12 protein-coding genes are annotated in these 15557 nt (G+C 40.7%); 8 read left to right on the forward strand and 4 right to left on the reverse strand.

The genetic code is table 11. The features are described 5' to 3' along the window. Positions 1-136: 136 nt before the first annotated feature. Positions 137-1363 carry a type II secretion system F family protein gene (locus NQT69_RS12780; protein ID WP_256828076.1) on the reverse strand — a complete coding sequence of 409 codons (1227 nt, stop codon included), beginning with the start codon at positions 1361-1363 and terminating at the stop codon, positions 137-139. A 151-nt stretch (positions 1364-1514) separates the two neighbouring features. Between NQT69_RS12780 and NQT69_RS12785 the strand changes: the two genes are divergently transcribed. After that, on the forward strand, positions 1515-2123 hold the full coding sequence (locus NQT69_RS12785; protein ID WP_256828077.1) for a fimbrial assembly protein: 609 nt from the start codon (positions 1515-1517) through the stop codon (positions 2121-2123). Here the strand turns inward: NQT69_RS12785 and NQT69_RS12790 are convergent. From NQT69_RS12790 to nadC, 3 genes are all read right to left on the reverse strand, one after another. After that, positions 2104-2535, reverse strand: coding sequence for a pilin (locus NQT69_RS12790; protein ID WP_256828078.1), 432 nt, complete (start codon positions 2533-2535; stop codon positions 2104-2106). The genes NQT69_RS12785 and NQT69_RS12790 overlap by 20 nt on opposite strands. A gap of 8 nt (positions 2536-2543) precedes the next feature. Then, entirely contained in the window at positions 2544-2969 is a 426-nt protein-coding gene (locus tag NQT69_RS12795; RefSeq protein WP_256828079.1) for a pilin, read from the reverse strand. A 486-nt stretch (positions 2970-3455) separates the two neighbouring features. Further along, on the reverse strand, positions 3456-4301 hold the full coding sequence (gene nadC / locus NQT69_RS12800) for a carboxylating nicotinate-nucleotide diphosphorylase (RefSeq protein ID WP_256828080.1): 846 nt from the start codon (positions 4299-4301) through the stop codon (positions 3456-3458). A gap of 673 nt (positions 4302-4974) precedes the next feature. On the opposite strand from nadC, the gene ampD reads away from it, so the two are divergent. The 7 genes from ampD to NQT69_RS12835 all read left to right on the forward strand — a co-directional run bounded on the left by ampD (position 4975) and on the right by NQT69_RS12835 (position 14900). After that, positions 4975-5520: a 1,6-anhydro-N-acetylmuramyl-L-alanine amidase AmpD gene (gene ampD / locus NQT69_RS12805; RefSeq protein ID WP_256828081.1), complete on the forward strand. Its 546-nt coding sequence runs from the start codon at positions 4975-4977 to the stop codon at positions 5518-5520. 24 nt (positions 5521-5544) lie between these two features. Further along, positions 5545-6396: a beta-lactamase regulator AmpE gene (gene ampE / locus NQT69_RS12810; protein WP_256828082.1), complete on the forward strand. Its 852-nt coding sequence runs from the start codon at positions 5545-5547 to the stop codon at positions 6394-6396. Positions 6397-6889: 493 nt separating this feature from the next. Then, positions 6890-7639 carry a pyruvate dehydrogenase complex transcriptional repressor PdhR gene (gene pdhR, locus NQT69_RS12815; RefSeq protein ID WP_256828083.1) on the forward strand — a complete coding sequence of 250 codons (750 nt, stop codon included), beginning with the start codon at positions 6890-6892 and terminating at the stop codon, positions 7637-7639. A gap of 96 nt (positions 7640-7735) precedes the next feature. Then, positions 7736-10402 carry a pyruvate dehydrogenase (acetyl-transferring), homodimeric type gene (aceE, locus tag NQT69_RS12820; protein ID WP_256828084.1) on the forward strand — a complete coding sequence of 889 codons (2667 nt, stop codon included), beginning with the start codon at positions 7736-7738 and terminating at the stop codon, positions 10400-10402. 11 nt (positions 10403-10413) lie between these two features. Beyond that, positions 10414-12309, forward strand: a complete 1896-nt coding sequence (gene aceF / locus NQT69_RS12825; protein ID WP_256828085.1) for a pyruvate dehydrogenase complex dihydrolipoyllysine-residue acetyltransferase — start codon at positions 10414-10416, stop codon at positions 12307-12309. 200 nt (positions 12310-12509) lie between these two features. Further along, positions 12510-13937, forward strand: coding sequence for a dihydrolipoyl dehydrogenase (gene lpdA / locus NQT69_RS12830; protein WP_256828086.1), 1428 nt, complete (start codon positions 12510-12512; stop codon positions 13935-13937). 273 nt (positions 13938-14210) lie between these two features. Next, positions 14211-14900: a tRNA-uridine aminocarboxypropyltransferase gene (locus NQT69_RS12835; RefSeq protein ID WP_256828087.1), complete on the forward strand. Its 690-nt coding sequence runs from the start codon at positions 14211-14213 to the stop codon at positions 14898-14900. Positions 14901-15557 lie beyond the last annotated feature (657 nt).

Consider the following 15557-nt stretch of genomic DNA (forward strand, 5'->3'; position numbering starts at 1 on the left):
CTTACAGCTTACAGCTTACAGCTTACAGCTTACAGCTTACAGCTTACAGCTTACAGCTTACAGCTTACAGCTTACAGCTTACAGCTTACAGCTTACAGCTTACAGCTTACAGCTTACAGCTTACAGCTTACAGCCGCTATACCACCGCACCAAGCTGGAATATTGGTAAGTACATGGCGATGATCAAACCACCTACTAGCACACCAAGTACTGCCATTATTAAGGGTTCTAGTAAGCTTGATAAACCATCTACTGCATCATCCACTTCTTGTTCATAAATAGTGGCTACTTTTGCCAGCATACCATCAAGCGAGCCCGATTCTTCACCAATGGCGACCATTTGAATAACCATATCGGGGAATATCTTTGAATTACGCATTGCCCAGTTCATTTGGTTACCTGAACTAACCTCTGCTTTAATGTCTAAAATAGCATAACGGTAAACCGCATTACCCGAGGCACCTGCCGCAGAATCAAGCGCATCAACTAAGGGCACACCGGCAGCAAATGTAGTTGAAAGTGTACGAGCATATCGGGCTACAGCGGCTTTATTTAAAATCATACCAATTACCGGCAGTTTTAATATTGCTCTATCGTTTGCATCGCGCAGTTTTTTACTTTTAAGCAAGGCTTCTTTATATGCATAACCAAAGCCGACAAGTGCGATGAGTATTATCCACCAATATTCCTGCATAAACTCAGATATACCAATAACCATTAAGGTAAATGCGGGCAGCTCTGCACCAAACCCATTAAAAATATCTTGGAATTGTGGTACTACGAAAATTAGCAATATAGAGGTCACAATAAGTGCGACAACTAAAACTGCAATCGGGTAAAACATAGCTTTTTTAATTTTTGATTTTAATGCTTCAGACTTTTCTTTATAAAGCGCGACACGGTCAAATATTTTATCAAGCGCGCCAGATTGCTCGCCAGAGGCAACTAAATCACAATACAAATCATCAAAATAGCGAGGGTGTTTACGTAATGCGTTTGATAAAGTCCCCCCCGCTTTTACCTCATCGCCAATGGTTTCCATTAGTTTGCCGACGCTTTTATTACTTGCACCAGTACCTATCATTTCAATGGCTTGAATCAGTGGCACACCTGCCATTAACATAGTGGCGATTTGACGGGTAACCAAGGCAATGTCTTTTGGTGTTATTTTTTGCATACGGGCGCCAAACAGTGGCTTGGCTTTTCGTTTGACTTTGGATGGAGTTATACCTTGTTTACGTAACTGGGCTTTAACTAAAGCAATACTCGCGCCATTCATTTCGCCTTCCAAGCGTTTACCACGGGCGCTTACACCTACCCATTCAAAGGTGTCTTGTCCTTTTTTATCTGTGTCTTTAGCCATTGCTTTATCCCGAATTACAGTTAGGAAATAAAAAAATATTATACTCTATAGTAGCCAGCTTTAACTGCTAAAACAATTGATTAGATAAACTTAAGCTGATTAAATAGACAAAATTTAACTTATTTACTTTTAGTTGGAGTGTAATGCGTTAATGAGTGCTATTTACTTAAGAAAACTAAAATGGTCTGGTTTACATTTTTTACTCGGGTTTCTTGTATTATCTGTTGCTGGTTTTTATATTTATTCTCAGTGGTTCTATGCTGGCAGACATTACTTAACAGATCTAGTTGGACTCGCTGGAATCATTCTATCAATTGATTTAATTTTAGGTCCGATGCTTTGTCTTTGGTTATTATCACCAATAAAAACAAGAAAAGAAAATATCACTAACCTAATACTTATTGTTTTTTTGCAATTAAGTTCTTTAAGTTATGGGGTTATGCAAATAGACAGTCAACGCTTAGCTTATATTGTGAAATGGCAAACATCTTATTTTGCAATATCAAAAGGCGATGCTAGAGGTGAATATACCCTCGAGGGTTTTTATTTATTTAATGAACCAGCTGTTGGTACTAAAAATCGTGCATTGTATGGCAAGCTAATAGAGCAATCGATTCCACCAATAGAAATGAATGAGTTTTTTCAACCAACAGATTTCGTAACTGAGTGCAAAACTATATGTGGGGTAATCACCAAGAATGGAATTGTTAATGTAACAAAAATAAATGGTGTACTTACGTTTAACAAGTCCCTTCACTGATACAAGTGCTGGTGGAAGATAATTCCCATAGTAACTGGTTTGAGTTAACGCTAGCGACCATTATATATGTATCGCCAGAGCTTGAAATTGAGGCTTCGCTGCTTGCTGTAGAGGTGATTTTATAGCTACCTCCAGTATTTGATAATTCAATATTGGACATAAAAGCTGATGAGGTAAAGTCTGTTTGTTGTACGCCTATCTTATTAAATGAATCACAATTACTTAACGTTTCCCTGGTGTAAAAGCACACTTCAATAGCTCTTTGCAAGGCATTCGATGCTAGGATGACCTCTGTAAACTTTGATCGTTTGAAGTGATTATTATAGGCAGGAAGAGCTAATGACACCAAAATCCCCATAATGGCGATGGTAATCATTAGCTCTATTAATGAGAAGCCTGAAAGGTTTTTCATTTATTAGGTTAACAGACACCTTCAGCGATGCATGTACCTGTTTGTGCCCATGTGAGACTGCCTGCAGACTCTGTTGGGGTTAAAATATAAGTTGCGCTATCAACAGTTGCTGCACCTGTTGCAGTTATAACAGCATTAGCTGCGATTGCAACTGTAGCAACATGATCCCCTGCTTGCGCACCAGCAGCGTCTAAACCAATTTCAGAAGCTTCATCACAACTAGCTAATACTCCAGCTCCACGGGTTTGGTAGCACACATCTACTAAGCCTTTTACCGAAGATGCAGCAAGTACAACTTCAGAAAAGCGTGCTTTTTTAGTGTAATTTTGATATTGCGGTAATGCGATAGCAGCAAGAATACCGATGATTGCGATAACAATCATTAATTCAATCAGGGTAAAACCCTTTTGACTTTGTTGTGTCATTTTTTCCATGTTCCTCTCCTAAAGGATAGTATGTTTGTAAGTTAACCAGTTTATTAGTGATGGTGTGTGCCTTGGCTAATATAACTTGCTTATCTTACGGTTTTTTTAAAAATCGTTTTTCTAATGTGTATACCTAACCTAAACTAAGGAAAAGTAGCCTGTTAGAATTACTTTAGCACTAAAATCACGTTTTGAAAGCCATTTAAACAGCATTTAGCGTCATTTTAAGAACTTTCCTATCATAAAAAAGATAATTTATGTTGTTACAGTCTTAAATTGTATTGATAGCTATTGGTGTAAAATACAAATTGTAACTTTAAGGTTGGTTTTTGTATTTAACCTAGCTCCTTTGGCTTATGCTAACATTATTTTTTATAAAAGTGGGTAGCAAAATTTACATTCTGTAACAAAATAAGCCTTTCGGCTTATTTAATGCTTTTTTGTACAATTTGTCAACGGATTAGGTAAATATAAAATTCGTGACTTAAAGAATAATTACTCAAACCGCATTGATAAGTCGATTGATTGTAAATTTTTTGTAAGTGCTCCGCTTGAGATAAAATCAACACCAGCCTGTGAGTAGGTTCTAAGGGTTTCAATGGTCATATTGCCAGACACTTCCAGTTTTGCCCGTTTGTTAGTTACAGTGACCGCTTGTTTTATTTGTTCAGGTGTAAAGTTATCAAGCATTATAATATCAGCACCGGCTACTATAGCTTGATCTAGCTCATTGAGTGACTCAACTTCGACTTCGACAGGTTTGTTAGGGTGATTTAATTTAGCTTGCGCAACTGCCTTATCAATACCGCCACAGGCTGCAATGTGGTTTTCTTTGATTAAAAATGCATCAAACAAGCCAGTACGGTGATTGGCACCACCACCACATTTCACTGCGTATTTTTGTAATGCGCGCAAACCGGGTATGGTTTTACGGGTATCGAGTAATTGCGTTGTTGTGCCTTCAAGCTCTTTTACATAGTGTGCCGTAGTGGTTGCTGTGCCAGATAATGTTTGCACAAAATTAAGTGCGGTACGCTCCGCGGTTAAAATCGCGCGAGCCGAACCTATTGCAGTAAATAATGTGTCGTTTGCCTTTATACTATCCCCATCATTTACCAGTACATTAACTGTTACGCTTGGATCGACTTGTTTGAAAACTTCTAAAATAATGTCTTTACCGCAAAATACACAGTCTTCACGGGTGATTACTTTTGCGTTTGCTAGTTGTGTTTGTGGGATCAAGGCAGCGGTAATATCGCCTTGTTCAGCGCTTTGGTAATTAAGGTCTTCATCAAGGGCAAGTTTAACCAGTTGGCTTAAAAGGCTGTGCGGAATAGACATTATAAAGCTCATTATAATTAGGAAATTGGCAAAATTTTACTATGTTTGAGTAGTGAAGAGAAGAGCTTTCAGCTGTAATGGTATTAGGGTTCTGTGTTAAAGCCAATCGGCGCTAAAGCACTCTCCTACAGGTGCATAGGTGTGATTTTGTGGGAACAGGCTTCAGCTTTGATGGTATTGAGGTTCTGTGTTAAAGCCAATCGGCGCTAAAGCACTCTCCTACAGGTGCATAGGTGTAATTTTGTGGGAACAGGCTTCAGCTATAATGATATTGGGGTTCTGTGTTAAAGCTAATCGGCGCTAAAGCGCTCTCCTACAGGCGCATAGGTGTAATTTTTGTGGGGAACAGTCTTTAGCTGTAATGATATTGGGGTTCTGTGTTAAAGCTAATGGGCGCTAAAGCGCTCTCCTATAGGTGCATAGGTGTGATTTTTGTGGGAACAGGCTTTAGCCGTGATGATGTTTGAGGTTTTGCGTTAAAGCTAAAGATTCTGGGTGTATTGATCGCTCGGAGCTCATTACTCGAAGCCCGTGGCTTTTTTCTTTTCGCCATAAATAACTGCCCAGAGGAATGTGATGCATGCAACAAGTAGTCGCAGGCTTAAATGACTTTACTATTATTCTGTTTTGAAATCTATTAGCATTTGAGTATACCTATATTTACTGACACATTATGATAATAAACTCTATTGGCGTCGTTGATACGGCGACTCAACGACCATGCACACACTTTGATGAGCGCCCAAGCGGTGAAGAAATTTCTTTATTGGTCATTCACAATATTTCATTGCCTGCAGGGGAGTTTGATACCCCTTTTGTAGATGATTTATTTATGGGCAATATTGATTGCCACGCTCATCCAAGCTTTAGTGATTTACAAGGGCTTAGAGTATCTGCGCATTGTTTTATTAAACGCACTGGCGAAATAGTGCAGTATGTGCCTTTTAGTAAGTGTGCGTGGCATGCTGGTAAGTCTGAGTTTTTAGGGCGCGAACGTTGTAATGACTTTAGTATCGGGATTGAGCTTGAAGGAACTGACACTAGCGGATATACCCAAATGCAATATAATGCATTACAATCATTAACTAAGTTATTGATGAATAACTATCCGGCAATAACAAAGGCTCGTATAGTCGGGCACTGTGATATTGCTCCAGGACGCAAAACAGATCCCGGTGAGAGTTTTGATTGGCAACATTACTTTGCTGCCCTTTTCTAACCTGCTTTATGCAAAGAGACTGCTATGATTCTAATTTCTATTATTATCGCATTAATTTTAGAGCGTTTAGGCGCTCGTTCAGACTATTGGCAAATTAGCCATTATGCACAGGGCTATTTAACACGCTCTAATAAGCAGCTAAGTGAAAAAGGCCTGTTTAATTCTGCCCACGGTTTTTTAATTTGGTTAATTCTGCCAGTTATAGCAATCGCTTTGGTTTATACCTTTTCTGACTTTGTGCTTTGGCAACTTGCTGTCAATATTGTGGTGTTATTGGTTTGCTTTGGTTGTGCTAAACATCGAGCTTTATATAAGGCGTATTTAAATGCACTTACCCGAGAAGACCATGAAGCGGCAAGTTTGTATGCTCTGCAAATGGGTCAAAACAAAACTGAAGATGAGCCCGATGGCGAAACGTTTGGGCAAACATTGGCGTGGATTAATTTTCGCTTTTATTGCGCGGTCATTTTTTGGTTCGTTATTTTAGGTGCCCCCGGTGCTGTGCTTTATGCACTCGTGCGTACTTACGCAGATTTAGTGCGTGATGACAAAAAAGTCGTTTACGTTTCACGTTTTAAATTAATTCATACGTTATTATTTTGGCTTGATTGGTTACCGGCTCGAATTACCAGCTTTGGTTACTTAGTTATTGGTAACTTTAATAAAGGTACCAGTTGCTTACTGCGTTATGCATTTGACTTTTCGGTGAGTAATCGAAAAGTAGTGACGAATACGGCATTGGCTGCAGAGCAAATTGAGCAACAACATTTTGGCTGTGCGGTTGAGGCAACCTGTATGATGAAGCTGGTTAAACGTAACGTGTTATTTTATTTAGTGCTTATTGCTTTGCTCACCTTGTTTGGTGGTTTGGCGTAAAGAAATGGTTAAAAGTTAAAGCCTAGATACGAACGGTGTAAAAACATATTTTTGTGGGAACAGGCTTTGGCCGTGATGCGGTTTGAGATTCAGTGTTAAAGCCAATCGGCGCTAAAGCGCTCTCCTACAATTAGTAGCCTGACTCCTGTGGTTTTTCTCATTTTGTTCTCATTCACTTCTCTTTGTGCAAAAATTTTTAAGTTATTTATTGATAGTAAATCGCCCGCTTCTCAAGGGATGTTGTCTGGTCAGACCATTTCGTGTTTTATTAAAAATCCTTCCCAAAGTCAGCGGTTATCACCTACTGTTTAATCTTTGAGCTAAATGCGTTAGGCTAGTTTTGTATGCGGGCTGCTCATGAAATTGACAGTAAACTTGCTTTTTGATAACGTATGGCTCAAATTTGGTATGACCAATTTACCTTTTGGTTTCAGCTATAGGCACAGGTTGGCGTGTTAGTCATCAGTGGCCATTACAATGCGGACGTTGATTAATGTCTTTAAAGATTAAAGCAGCAAAACTGTCGGATGTTATTTTACAGCAACTTGAGAATATGATTCTTGAGGGATCATTAGCACCGGGCGAAAAATTGCCGCCAGAGCGCGAATTAGCTAAGCAGTTTGAAGTCTCTCGCCCTTCATTGCGTGAAGCGATTCAAAAGCTAGAGGCTAAAGGGTTAGTAACGCGCCGCCAAGGTGGTGGTACGTTTGTAAAAAATCAGCTTGAAGAAGGACTTACCGATCCTCTGTTTGATTTGATCAGTAAGCACCCTGAATCACAGTTTGATTTATTAGAGTTTCGTCATGCTTTAGAGGGCATCGCAGCTTATTATGCAGCGCTGCGTGGCACCAGCACAGACTTTGAAAAAGTAAAACAAAGTTTTGAATGTATTGCCCTAGCGAAAGATGATTTACAACAAAAAGCGAAAGCAATTAATGCTTTTCATTTTAGTGTTGCAGAGTCATCACATAATGTGGTGTTGCTTCATTTAGTGCGCGGGATGCAAGCGCTACTTGAACAAAATGTATTACAGAATTTAACGGTATTGCTAGAAAAGCCGCATATTAGTAAGCAGTTAGCAGAGCATCGCCGTTTATTAATGGATGCAGTTATTGAAGGGAATCCTGAACAAGCTCGTCTTGCCAGTAATGCTCACTTAGCCTTCATTGAAGAAGCGCTACTTGAAGCAGGTAAAGAGCACTCGCGTATTGAACGTAGTTTAAGACGCACTAAACAAAATTAGTATAAAGATAATAATTTAAGCAAGTACGGTATTGAAACACACAATACACAGTATTAATTAAAAACATTCGTATTTTAAACATAAGGAAACCTCCGTATGTCTGAAGTCAATAAAATTGACGTAGACGCGCTAGAAACACAAGAGTGGTTACAAGCTCTTGAATCAGTTGTGCGTGAAGAAGGTGTTGAGCGTGCTCAGTTTTTACTTGAGCAAGTATTAGAGCAAGCCCGTTTAGACGGTGTTGATATGCCTACAGGCATCAACACAAACTACGTTAATACGATTCCGGTAGATCAAGAACCTGCATACCCAGGGGATGTAAACCTTGAGCGCCGTATTCGTTCTATTATTCGTTGGAACGCAATCATGATTGTATTGCGTGCATCGAAAAAAGACCTCGACTTAGGCGGCCATATGGCGTCTTACCAGTCTTCTGCTGCATTTTATGAAGTATGTTTTAACCACTTCTTTAAAGCACCTAACGACGTAGACGGTGGTGACTTAGTTTATTATCAAGGTCATATTTCTCCAGGTATCTATGCGCGTGCATTTGTTGAAGGTCGTTTATCTGCGGCTCAGCTAGATAACTTCCGCCAAGAAGTAGATGGTAATGGTTTACCATCATACCCACACCCTAAATTAATGCCTGAGTTTTGGCAGTTCCCTACAGTATCTATGGGTCTGGGTCCTATCGCGTCTATTTACCAAGCGCGTTTCTTAAAATACTTAGATGGCCGTGGCTTAAAAGACACTAAAAACCAGCGCGTATATGCGTTCTTAGGTGATGGTGAAATGGATGAGCCAGAATCACGTGGTGCAATCTCATTTGCGGCTCGTGAAAAGCTAGATAACCTTTGTTACCTAATCAACTGTAACTTACAACGCCTAGATGGCCCAGTAATGGGTAACGGTAAGATCATTCAAGAGCTTGAAGGTCTATTTAAAGGTGCTGGCTGGAACGTTATCAAAGTTGTATGGGGCAGTGGTTGGGATATCTTACTTGCTAAAGATACCACAGGTAAGCTTTTACAATTGATGAACGAAACCATTGATGGTGATTACCAAACATATAAAGCGAAAGACGGTGCTTACGTACGTGAACACTTCTTTGGTCGTTACCCTGAAACAGCAGCACTTGTTGCTGATATGACAGACGAAGAAATCTTTGCGCTTAAGCGTGGTGGTCATGAGCCATCTAAATTATACGCTGCATTCAAAAAAGCGGAAGAAACGAAAGATCGTCCAACGGTTATCCTAGCTAAAACTGTAAAAGGTTACGGCATGGGTGAAGCGGCTGAAGGTAAAAACATCGCGCACCAAGTTAAGAAAATGGACATGACTCACGTTGAGCACTTACGTTCGCGTTTAGGTCTACAAGATCTTGTATCTGATGAAGCGATTAAAGACTTGCCTTACTTAGAGCTTGAAGAAGGTTCTGAAGAGTACAAGTACTTACACGCACGTCGTAAAGACTTAGAAGGGTACACGCCAACACGTATTCCTAACTTCTCTGAAAAGCTACAGCTACCAGAAGTAGAAGCATTCAAGCCATTACTTGAAGAGCAAAAGCGTGATATTTCAACAACAATGGGCTTTGTGCGTGCACTTAACGTGTTACTAAAAGACAAAGGTATTGGCAAAAACATCGTACCAATCATTGCTGATGAAGCACGTACATTTGGTATGGAAGGTTTATTCCGCCAAATCGGTATTTATAACCCGCATGGCCAAAACTACACGCCACAAGACCGTGATATTGTTTCTTACTATAAAGAAGCCACTTCAGGGCAAGTATTGCAAGAAGGTATCAATGAGTTAGGTGCAATGTCATCGTGGGTTGCTGCGGCAACATCTTACAGCACGAATGACTTACCAATGATCCCATTCTATATCTACTATTCTATGTTCGGTTTCCAACGTGTTGGCGACATGGCATGGATGGCAGGTGACCAACAAGCACGTGGTTTCTTATTAGGTGCTACAGCAGGTCGTACAACGCTTAATGGTGAAGGTCTACAGCATGAAGATGGTCACAGCCACATTCTAGCGAACACAGTTCCTAACTGTATTTCTTATGACCCAACTTATGCGTACGAAGTAGCGGTGATCATTCAAGATGGTATTCGTCGTATGTACGGTGAAGATCAAGAAAACATTTACTACTACCTAACGCTGATGAACGAAAACTACGCGCAACCAGCAATGCCACAAGGCGCTGAAGAAGGTATTCGTAAAGGCATTTATAAGCTTGAAAGCTACGAAGGTAAAAAAGCCAACGTACAACTACTAAGCTCAGGTACTATCATGACTGAAGTGCGTAAAGCAGCAGCCATTTTAAGTGATGACTACGGTATTGCATCAGACGTTTACTCAGTAACCTCATTCAATGAGCTTACTCGTGATGGTCAAGATGTTGAGCGTTTCAATATGCTTAACCCAGAAAGCGAGCAAAAAACGCCTTATATCACTAGCGTATTGAATGACTCTGTAACAGTTGCAGCAACGGATTACATGAAAAACTACGCTGAGCAAGCGCGTTCATTCATCCCTAGCAGCAACTACAAAGTATTAGGTACTGACGGTTACGGTCGTTCAGACAGCCGTGAAAACTTACGTCGTCACTTTGAAGTTAACGCAGGTTATGTTGTTGTTGCTACGTTATCTGAACTTGCTAAACGTGGTGAAGTTGAAAAGTCAGTGGTTGTTGACGCACTTAAGAAGTTCGACATCGACACTAACAAACTTAACCCACTGTACGCTTAAGAGGTTTTGCAATGAGTATTGAAATTAATGTACCAGATATCGGTGGCGATGAAGTCGAAGTAACCGAGATCTTAGTAAGTGTTGGCGACGTTGTTGAAGTTGACCAATCACTTCTTACTGTTGAAGGCGATAAAGCATCAATGGAAGTACCAGCTGCACAAGCAGGTACTGTAAAAGAAATTAAAGTCAGCGAAGGTGATACGGTTACCACAGGCTCTTTAATTATGATTTTTGAAGGCGAAAGTGCTGGCGAAGAAAAAGCGCCAGAAACTTCTGCTAAATCTGAAGATGCAGCACCTGCTGCCTCTTCAGGCTCAGCAACCAAAGAAGTTACCGTACCAGATATCGGTGATGATGAAGTTGAAGTTACAGAAATCATGGTGGCAGTTGGCGACAGCGTAGAAGAAGAGCAATCTATCTTAAACGTTGAAGGCGACAAAGCAGCTATGGAAGTACCAGCACCGTTCGCAGGTACCGTTAAAGAAATCAAAATTGCGACTGGCGACAAAGTAAAAACAGGCTCTTTAGTGTTTGTTTTTGAAATCGCTGGTGGTGAGTCAGCAGCACCTGTACAAGACGAATCAGCGCAAGAATCTGCACCAGCAGCAAGCGCCCAGTCAAGTAGCAAAGAAGTCAACGTGCCTGATATCGGCGGTGACGAAGTTGAAGTAACTGAAGTCATGGTTGCGGTCGGTGATAAGGTTGAAGAAGATCAATCAATCTTAAACGTTGAAGGCGACAAAGCGGCAATGGAAGTGCCTGCGCCGTTTGCGGGCACAGTAAAAGAAATAAAAGTAGCAGCGGGCGATAAAGTATCGACTGGCTCACTTATTTTTGTTTTTGAAGTTGCCGGTAGCGCGCCTGCTGCAGCTGTAGAAAAATCAGCGCCAGCGCCAAAAGCAGAATCAAAACCTGCACCAGCGCAAGCAGCATCAGCAAAAGCCAGTAATGAAAGCTTTGAAAACAACAGTGCCTATGCTCATGCATCGCCAGTTGTTCGCCGTTTAGCTCGTGAGTTTGGTATTAACCTTGCGAACGTAAAAGGCTCAGGCCGTAAAAACCGTGTTGTTAAAGAAGACGTGCAAAACTATGTTAAAAACCTAGTTAAGCAAGTTGAGTCTGGTCAGTTATCAGCGGGTAGTGGCAATGCAGGTGGCGGTGAGCTTGGTTTAATCCCATGGCCAAAAGTTGATTTCGCTAAATTTGGTGAAATCGAAGAGAAGAAACTATCTCGCATTCAAAAGCTTTCGGGTAAAAACTTACATCGTAACTGGGTGCAAATCCCTCACGTTACCCAGTTTGATGAAGCCGACATCACAAGCCTTGAAGCGTTCCGTAAAGAGCAAAATGCGCTAGCAGAGAAGAAAAAGCTGGGTGTTAAAATTACACCTTTAGTATTTGTAATGAAAGCAGCAGCAAAAGCATTGGCTGACTTCCCTACATTTAACTCGTCTTTATCTGAAGATGGCGAAAGCTTAATCCTTAAAAAGTACATCAATATTGGTGTTGCTGTTGATACGCCAAATGGTCTAGTTGTACCAGTATTTAAAGATGTAGATAAAAAAGGCATCATTGAGCTATCGCGTGAATTAATGGAAGTATCTGTTAAAGCGCGTGAAGGTAAGTTAACAGCATCTGATATGCAAGGCGGTTGTTTTACTATTTCAAGCCTTGGTGGTATCGGTGGTACTGCATTTACGCCAATTGTTAATGCGCCAGAGGTTGCTATTTTAGGTGTATCTAAATCTGAAATGAAACCAAAATGGAATGGCAAAGAGTTTGAACCTAAATTAATGGTTCCACTTTCAATGTCATACGACCATAGGGTGATTGACGGTGCACTAGCGGCACGCTTTACTGTAACTCTTGCAAGTTACATGAGCGATATACGCCAGTTAGTAATGTAATGCACTAATTGATGCATCTAGTTAAATAAATAGAATCAAATCCCAGCCAGTTGTTTTTAGCTGGGATTTTTACCATTTGCAATGATACACTATTGGTATATTTTGCATAAATTTTTGATCTGCTCTGGCTTTCTGCCCATGCAGAAACATGGCAGTTAAACTTTAGGGCAGTGTCCCGTTCAAACAATTAAGGTAAAAGCATGAGCAACGAATTAAAAACTCAAGTTGTTATATTAGGCGGTGGTCCTGGTGGTTATTCTGCGGCTTTCCGTGCTGCTGACTTGGGCTTAGAAGTTACATTAGTAGAATCTCGCGATACATTAGGCGGTGTATGTCTTAATGTAGGTTGTATCCCTTCAAAAGCACTATTACACGTAGCTAAAGTAATTGATGACGCAGCTGAAATGTCATCTCATGGTGTTACTTTTGGTAAGCCTGAAATCGATTTAGACAAAATCCGCGATTGGAAAGAGTCTGTAATTGGTCAGTTAACTGGCGGCCTAGACGGCATGGCTAAAATGCGTAAAGTTAAAGTGGTTTACGGGTACGGTAAATTCACTGGCAGCAACACTCTTGATGTTGAAGGCGCAGACGGCAAAACAACAATTACTTTCGATAACGCTATTATTGCAGCGGGCTCACAACCAGTTAATTTACCTTTCATTCCTGAAGATGACCGTGTAATTGATTCAACTGGTGCACTAGAGCTTAAAGATGTACCAGAAAAACTACTTGTATTAGGTGGTGGTATCATCGGTCTTGAAATGGGTACTGTGTACCGTGCGCTTGGTTCTGATATTGACGTAGTAGAGTTTGCTGATCAATTAGTACCAGCAGCTGACAAAGACGTTATCAAGATTTACCAAAAATACGTGAGCAAAAAGTTCAACGTAATGCTTTCTACCAAAGTGACTGGCGTTGAAGCAAAAGACGACGGTTTATATGTAACGTTTGAAGGTAAAAATGCACCGGCAGAGCCAGTACGTTACGACAAAGTACTTGTTGCTGTTGGCCGTACACCAAACGGTAAACTACTTGATGCTGACAAAGCGGGCGTTAACGTTGATGAGCGTGGCTTTATCAATGTTGATAAGCAACTTAAAACAAATGTTGATCATATTTTCGCAATTGGTGACATTGTTGGTCAGCCTATGCTTGCGCATAAAGCGGTTCATGAAGCACACGTTGCTGCTGAAGTTATCTCTGGTCAAAAACACTTCTTTGACCCTAAATGCATTCCTTCAATTGCCTATACTGATCCAGAAATCGCTTGGGTTGGTGTTACTGAGAAAGAAGCAAAAGAGCAAGGCTTAAGCATCGAAACTGCGGTATTCCCGTGGGCTGCATCTGGTCGTGCAATTGCATCTGCTCGTACTGAAGGTCAAACTAAGCTTATCTTTGATAAAGACAGTGGCCGCGTAATTGGTGGTGCTATGGTTGGTATCAACGCAGGCGAAATGCTTGGCGAAATCGGCCTAGCGGTTGAAATGGGCGCAGATGGCGAAGACTTAGCACTTACTATTCACGCTCACCCAACATTGAACGAATCAATCGGCCTTGCTGCTGAAATCTTTGAAGGTTCAATCACTGATTTACCAAACAAAAAAGCAGTTAAAAAGAAGAAGTAAGTTCTTCTTGTAGTTAATTGTTCAAAAACCCAAGCCTGTGCTTGGGTTTTTTGTTAGTAAAAGCTGTAAAGTCTTAAGCTATAAGTTTTAAGTTGCCCGAGTACTTTTTAGTATTGACATAATAACTTGCTACACTCAAGCTCATTGGCTTACGGCTTACGGCTTACGGCTTACGGCTTACGGCTTACGGCTTACGGCTTACCGCTACATTGATATCTATTCACTATTATTTTAGCTACAATACGCGCCGATCAATTTTTAGGTAAAAAACTCGTGACTAACCGCTCTTCTAACTCAGTACTTGCCTTACGAGCGCAGCAAATTAGCGAATCTCGACGTGAGTTTAATGCTCGTGGTGGTAAAATGGATCGTTGTGAGCAATGCTTAATTGCAAAACATTATTGTATTTGTGAAGGCGTTGAGCAGGCGCAGTGTAATGCAGCTGTTTGCATGCTGATGTATCATAATGAAAGCTTTAAACCTTCTAATACGGGGCGTTTAATCGCTGAAATAGTGCCTGATAATTATGCATTTCGCTGGAACAGAACTGACCCTGAGCGTGAGCTTTTAGCCTTGTTAAACGATCCTCAATATCAGCCTATGGTGATTTTTCCTGCCACAGATGTTGAAGATGCTAGTCGAGTGATAACGGAGGTTAAACCGCAACCAAGCAAGCGCCCGTTATTTATCTTTTTGGATGGTACATGGCGTGAAGCGAAAAAAATGATCCGTAAAAGCCCATACCTAGATAATTTACCTGTTTTATCGATTACTGCAGAAAAACTGTCGGATTACCGTTTACGGGTTGCACCTCATGCACATCAGCTTGGCACCGCTGAAGTCGCAATTATGGTGTTAGCATTGGCAGGTGAACTCGATGCATCAAATAAACTAGAACAACATTTTATGAAGTTTCGTGATGCCTATTTACTGGGTAAGCGCAACAAAGGTCAGCCGCAATAACCTGTGAGTTTAAACGCGGTACATTATTAGGTGTCTAGCAAACGATGGGAAGTCCACTCTTTATTAAAAATGTATTAAGCACCAAATGCTTAAGTTTTTTAACACCGTATTTCAGGCAAAAGAAAAGCGCGAACTATCTCTAGTCGCGCTTGCGGAATCTTCTAATTTTCTGCATCCTGCAATTGAACTCAATCAACTCCTAATCTTTACTAATCCATGTGATTACGCTGTTACTTATTCGTTCTGCGTAATTTAGGCTATCCGGGCCTGTCTCCAAGTAGTATCCGTTCTTCCCTATTGGTAATGTCTATTACCTATTCCTTTACGCACCGTCCTGATGCTATCCATTTATAAAACAGTTCCATTGCGTTGCCCTTAAGGCCTGTCCATTGTTCCGCTTTTGTAACTTCCTGTCTAACAACTCTCTGTGAGCCTTGTTGTTCGTCCTTTTCGCATCATCTTGACGCTGTCCATGTGTGTACTATCCTTTGTGTTACTCATCCTGAGCCTGTCCGTGAGTCCTTATTTTCCTAACGTAACCTAATCCGAGGTTGCTGAGTAATCATTCCTTGTCCGTTTACTCATTTAAGCCTGTTTGCTTAACCGATGAAGTAAGTATAGAGGGTTAAAGCAAACAAAATAGCTATAAAAAGACAT

The organism is Pseudoalteromonas shioyasakiensis, from assembly GCF_024518675.1.
Classification (GTDB): Bacteria; Pseudomonadota; Gammaproteobacteria; order Enterobacterales; family Alteromonadaceae; genus Pseudoalteromonas; species Pseudoalteromonas shioyasakiensis_B.

What these genes read in the sequence shown, in the direction of transcription:
- NQT69_RS12780 (WP_256828076.1), bottom strand. Translation starts at nt 1,363, where the DNA reads ATGGCTAAAGACACAGATAAAAAAGGACAAGACACCTTTGAATGGGTA.
- NQT69_RS12785 (WP_256828077.1), top strand. Translation starts at nt 1,515, where the DNA reads ATGAGTGCTATTTACTTAAGAAAACTAAAATGGTCTGGTTTACATTTT.
- NQT69_RS12790 (WP_256828078.1), bottom strand. Translation starts at nt 2,535, where the DNA reads ATGAAAAACCTTTCAGGCTTCTCATTAATAGAGCTAATGATTACCATC.
- NQT69_RS12795 (WP_256828079.1), bottom strand. Translation starts at nt 2,969, where the DNA reads ATGGAAAAAATGACACAACAAAGTCAAAAGGGTTTTACCCTGATTGAA.
- nadC (WP_256828080.1), bottom strand. Translation starts at nt 4,301, where the DNA reads ATGTCTATTCCGCACAGCCTTTTAAGCCAACTGGTTAAACTTGCCCTT.
- ampD (WP_256828081.1), top strand. Translation starts at nt 4,975, where the DNA reads ATGATAATAAACTCTATTGGCGTCGTTGATACGGCGACTCAACGACCA.
- ampE (WP_256828082.1), top strand. Translation starts at nt 5,545, where the DNA reads ATGATTCTAATTTCTATTATTATCGCATTAATTTTAGAGCGTTTAGGC.
- pdhR (WP_256828083.1), top strand. Translation starts at nt 6,890, where the DNA reads ATGTCTTTAAAGATTAAAGCAGCAAAACTGTCGGATGTTATTTTACAG.
- aceE (WP_256828084.1), top strand. Translation starts at nt 7,736, where the DNA reads ATGTCTGAAGTCAATAAAATTGACGTAGACGCGCTAGAAACACAAGAG.
- aceF (WP_256828085.1), top strand. Translation starts at nt 10,414, where the DNA reads ATGAGTATTGAAATTAATGTACCAGATATCGGTGGCGATGAAGTCGAA.
- lpdA (WP_256828086.1), top strand. Translation starts at nt 12,510, where the DNA reads ATGAGCAACGAATTAAAAACTCAAGTTGTTATATTAGGCGGTGGTCCT.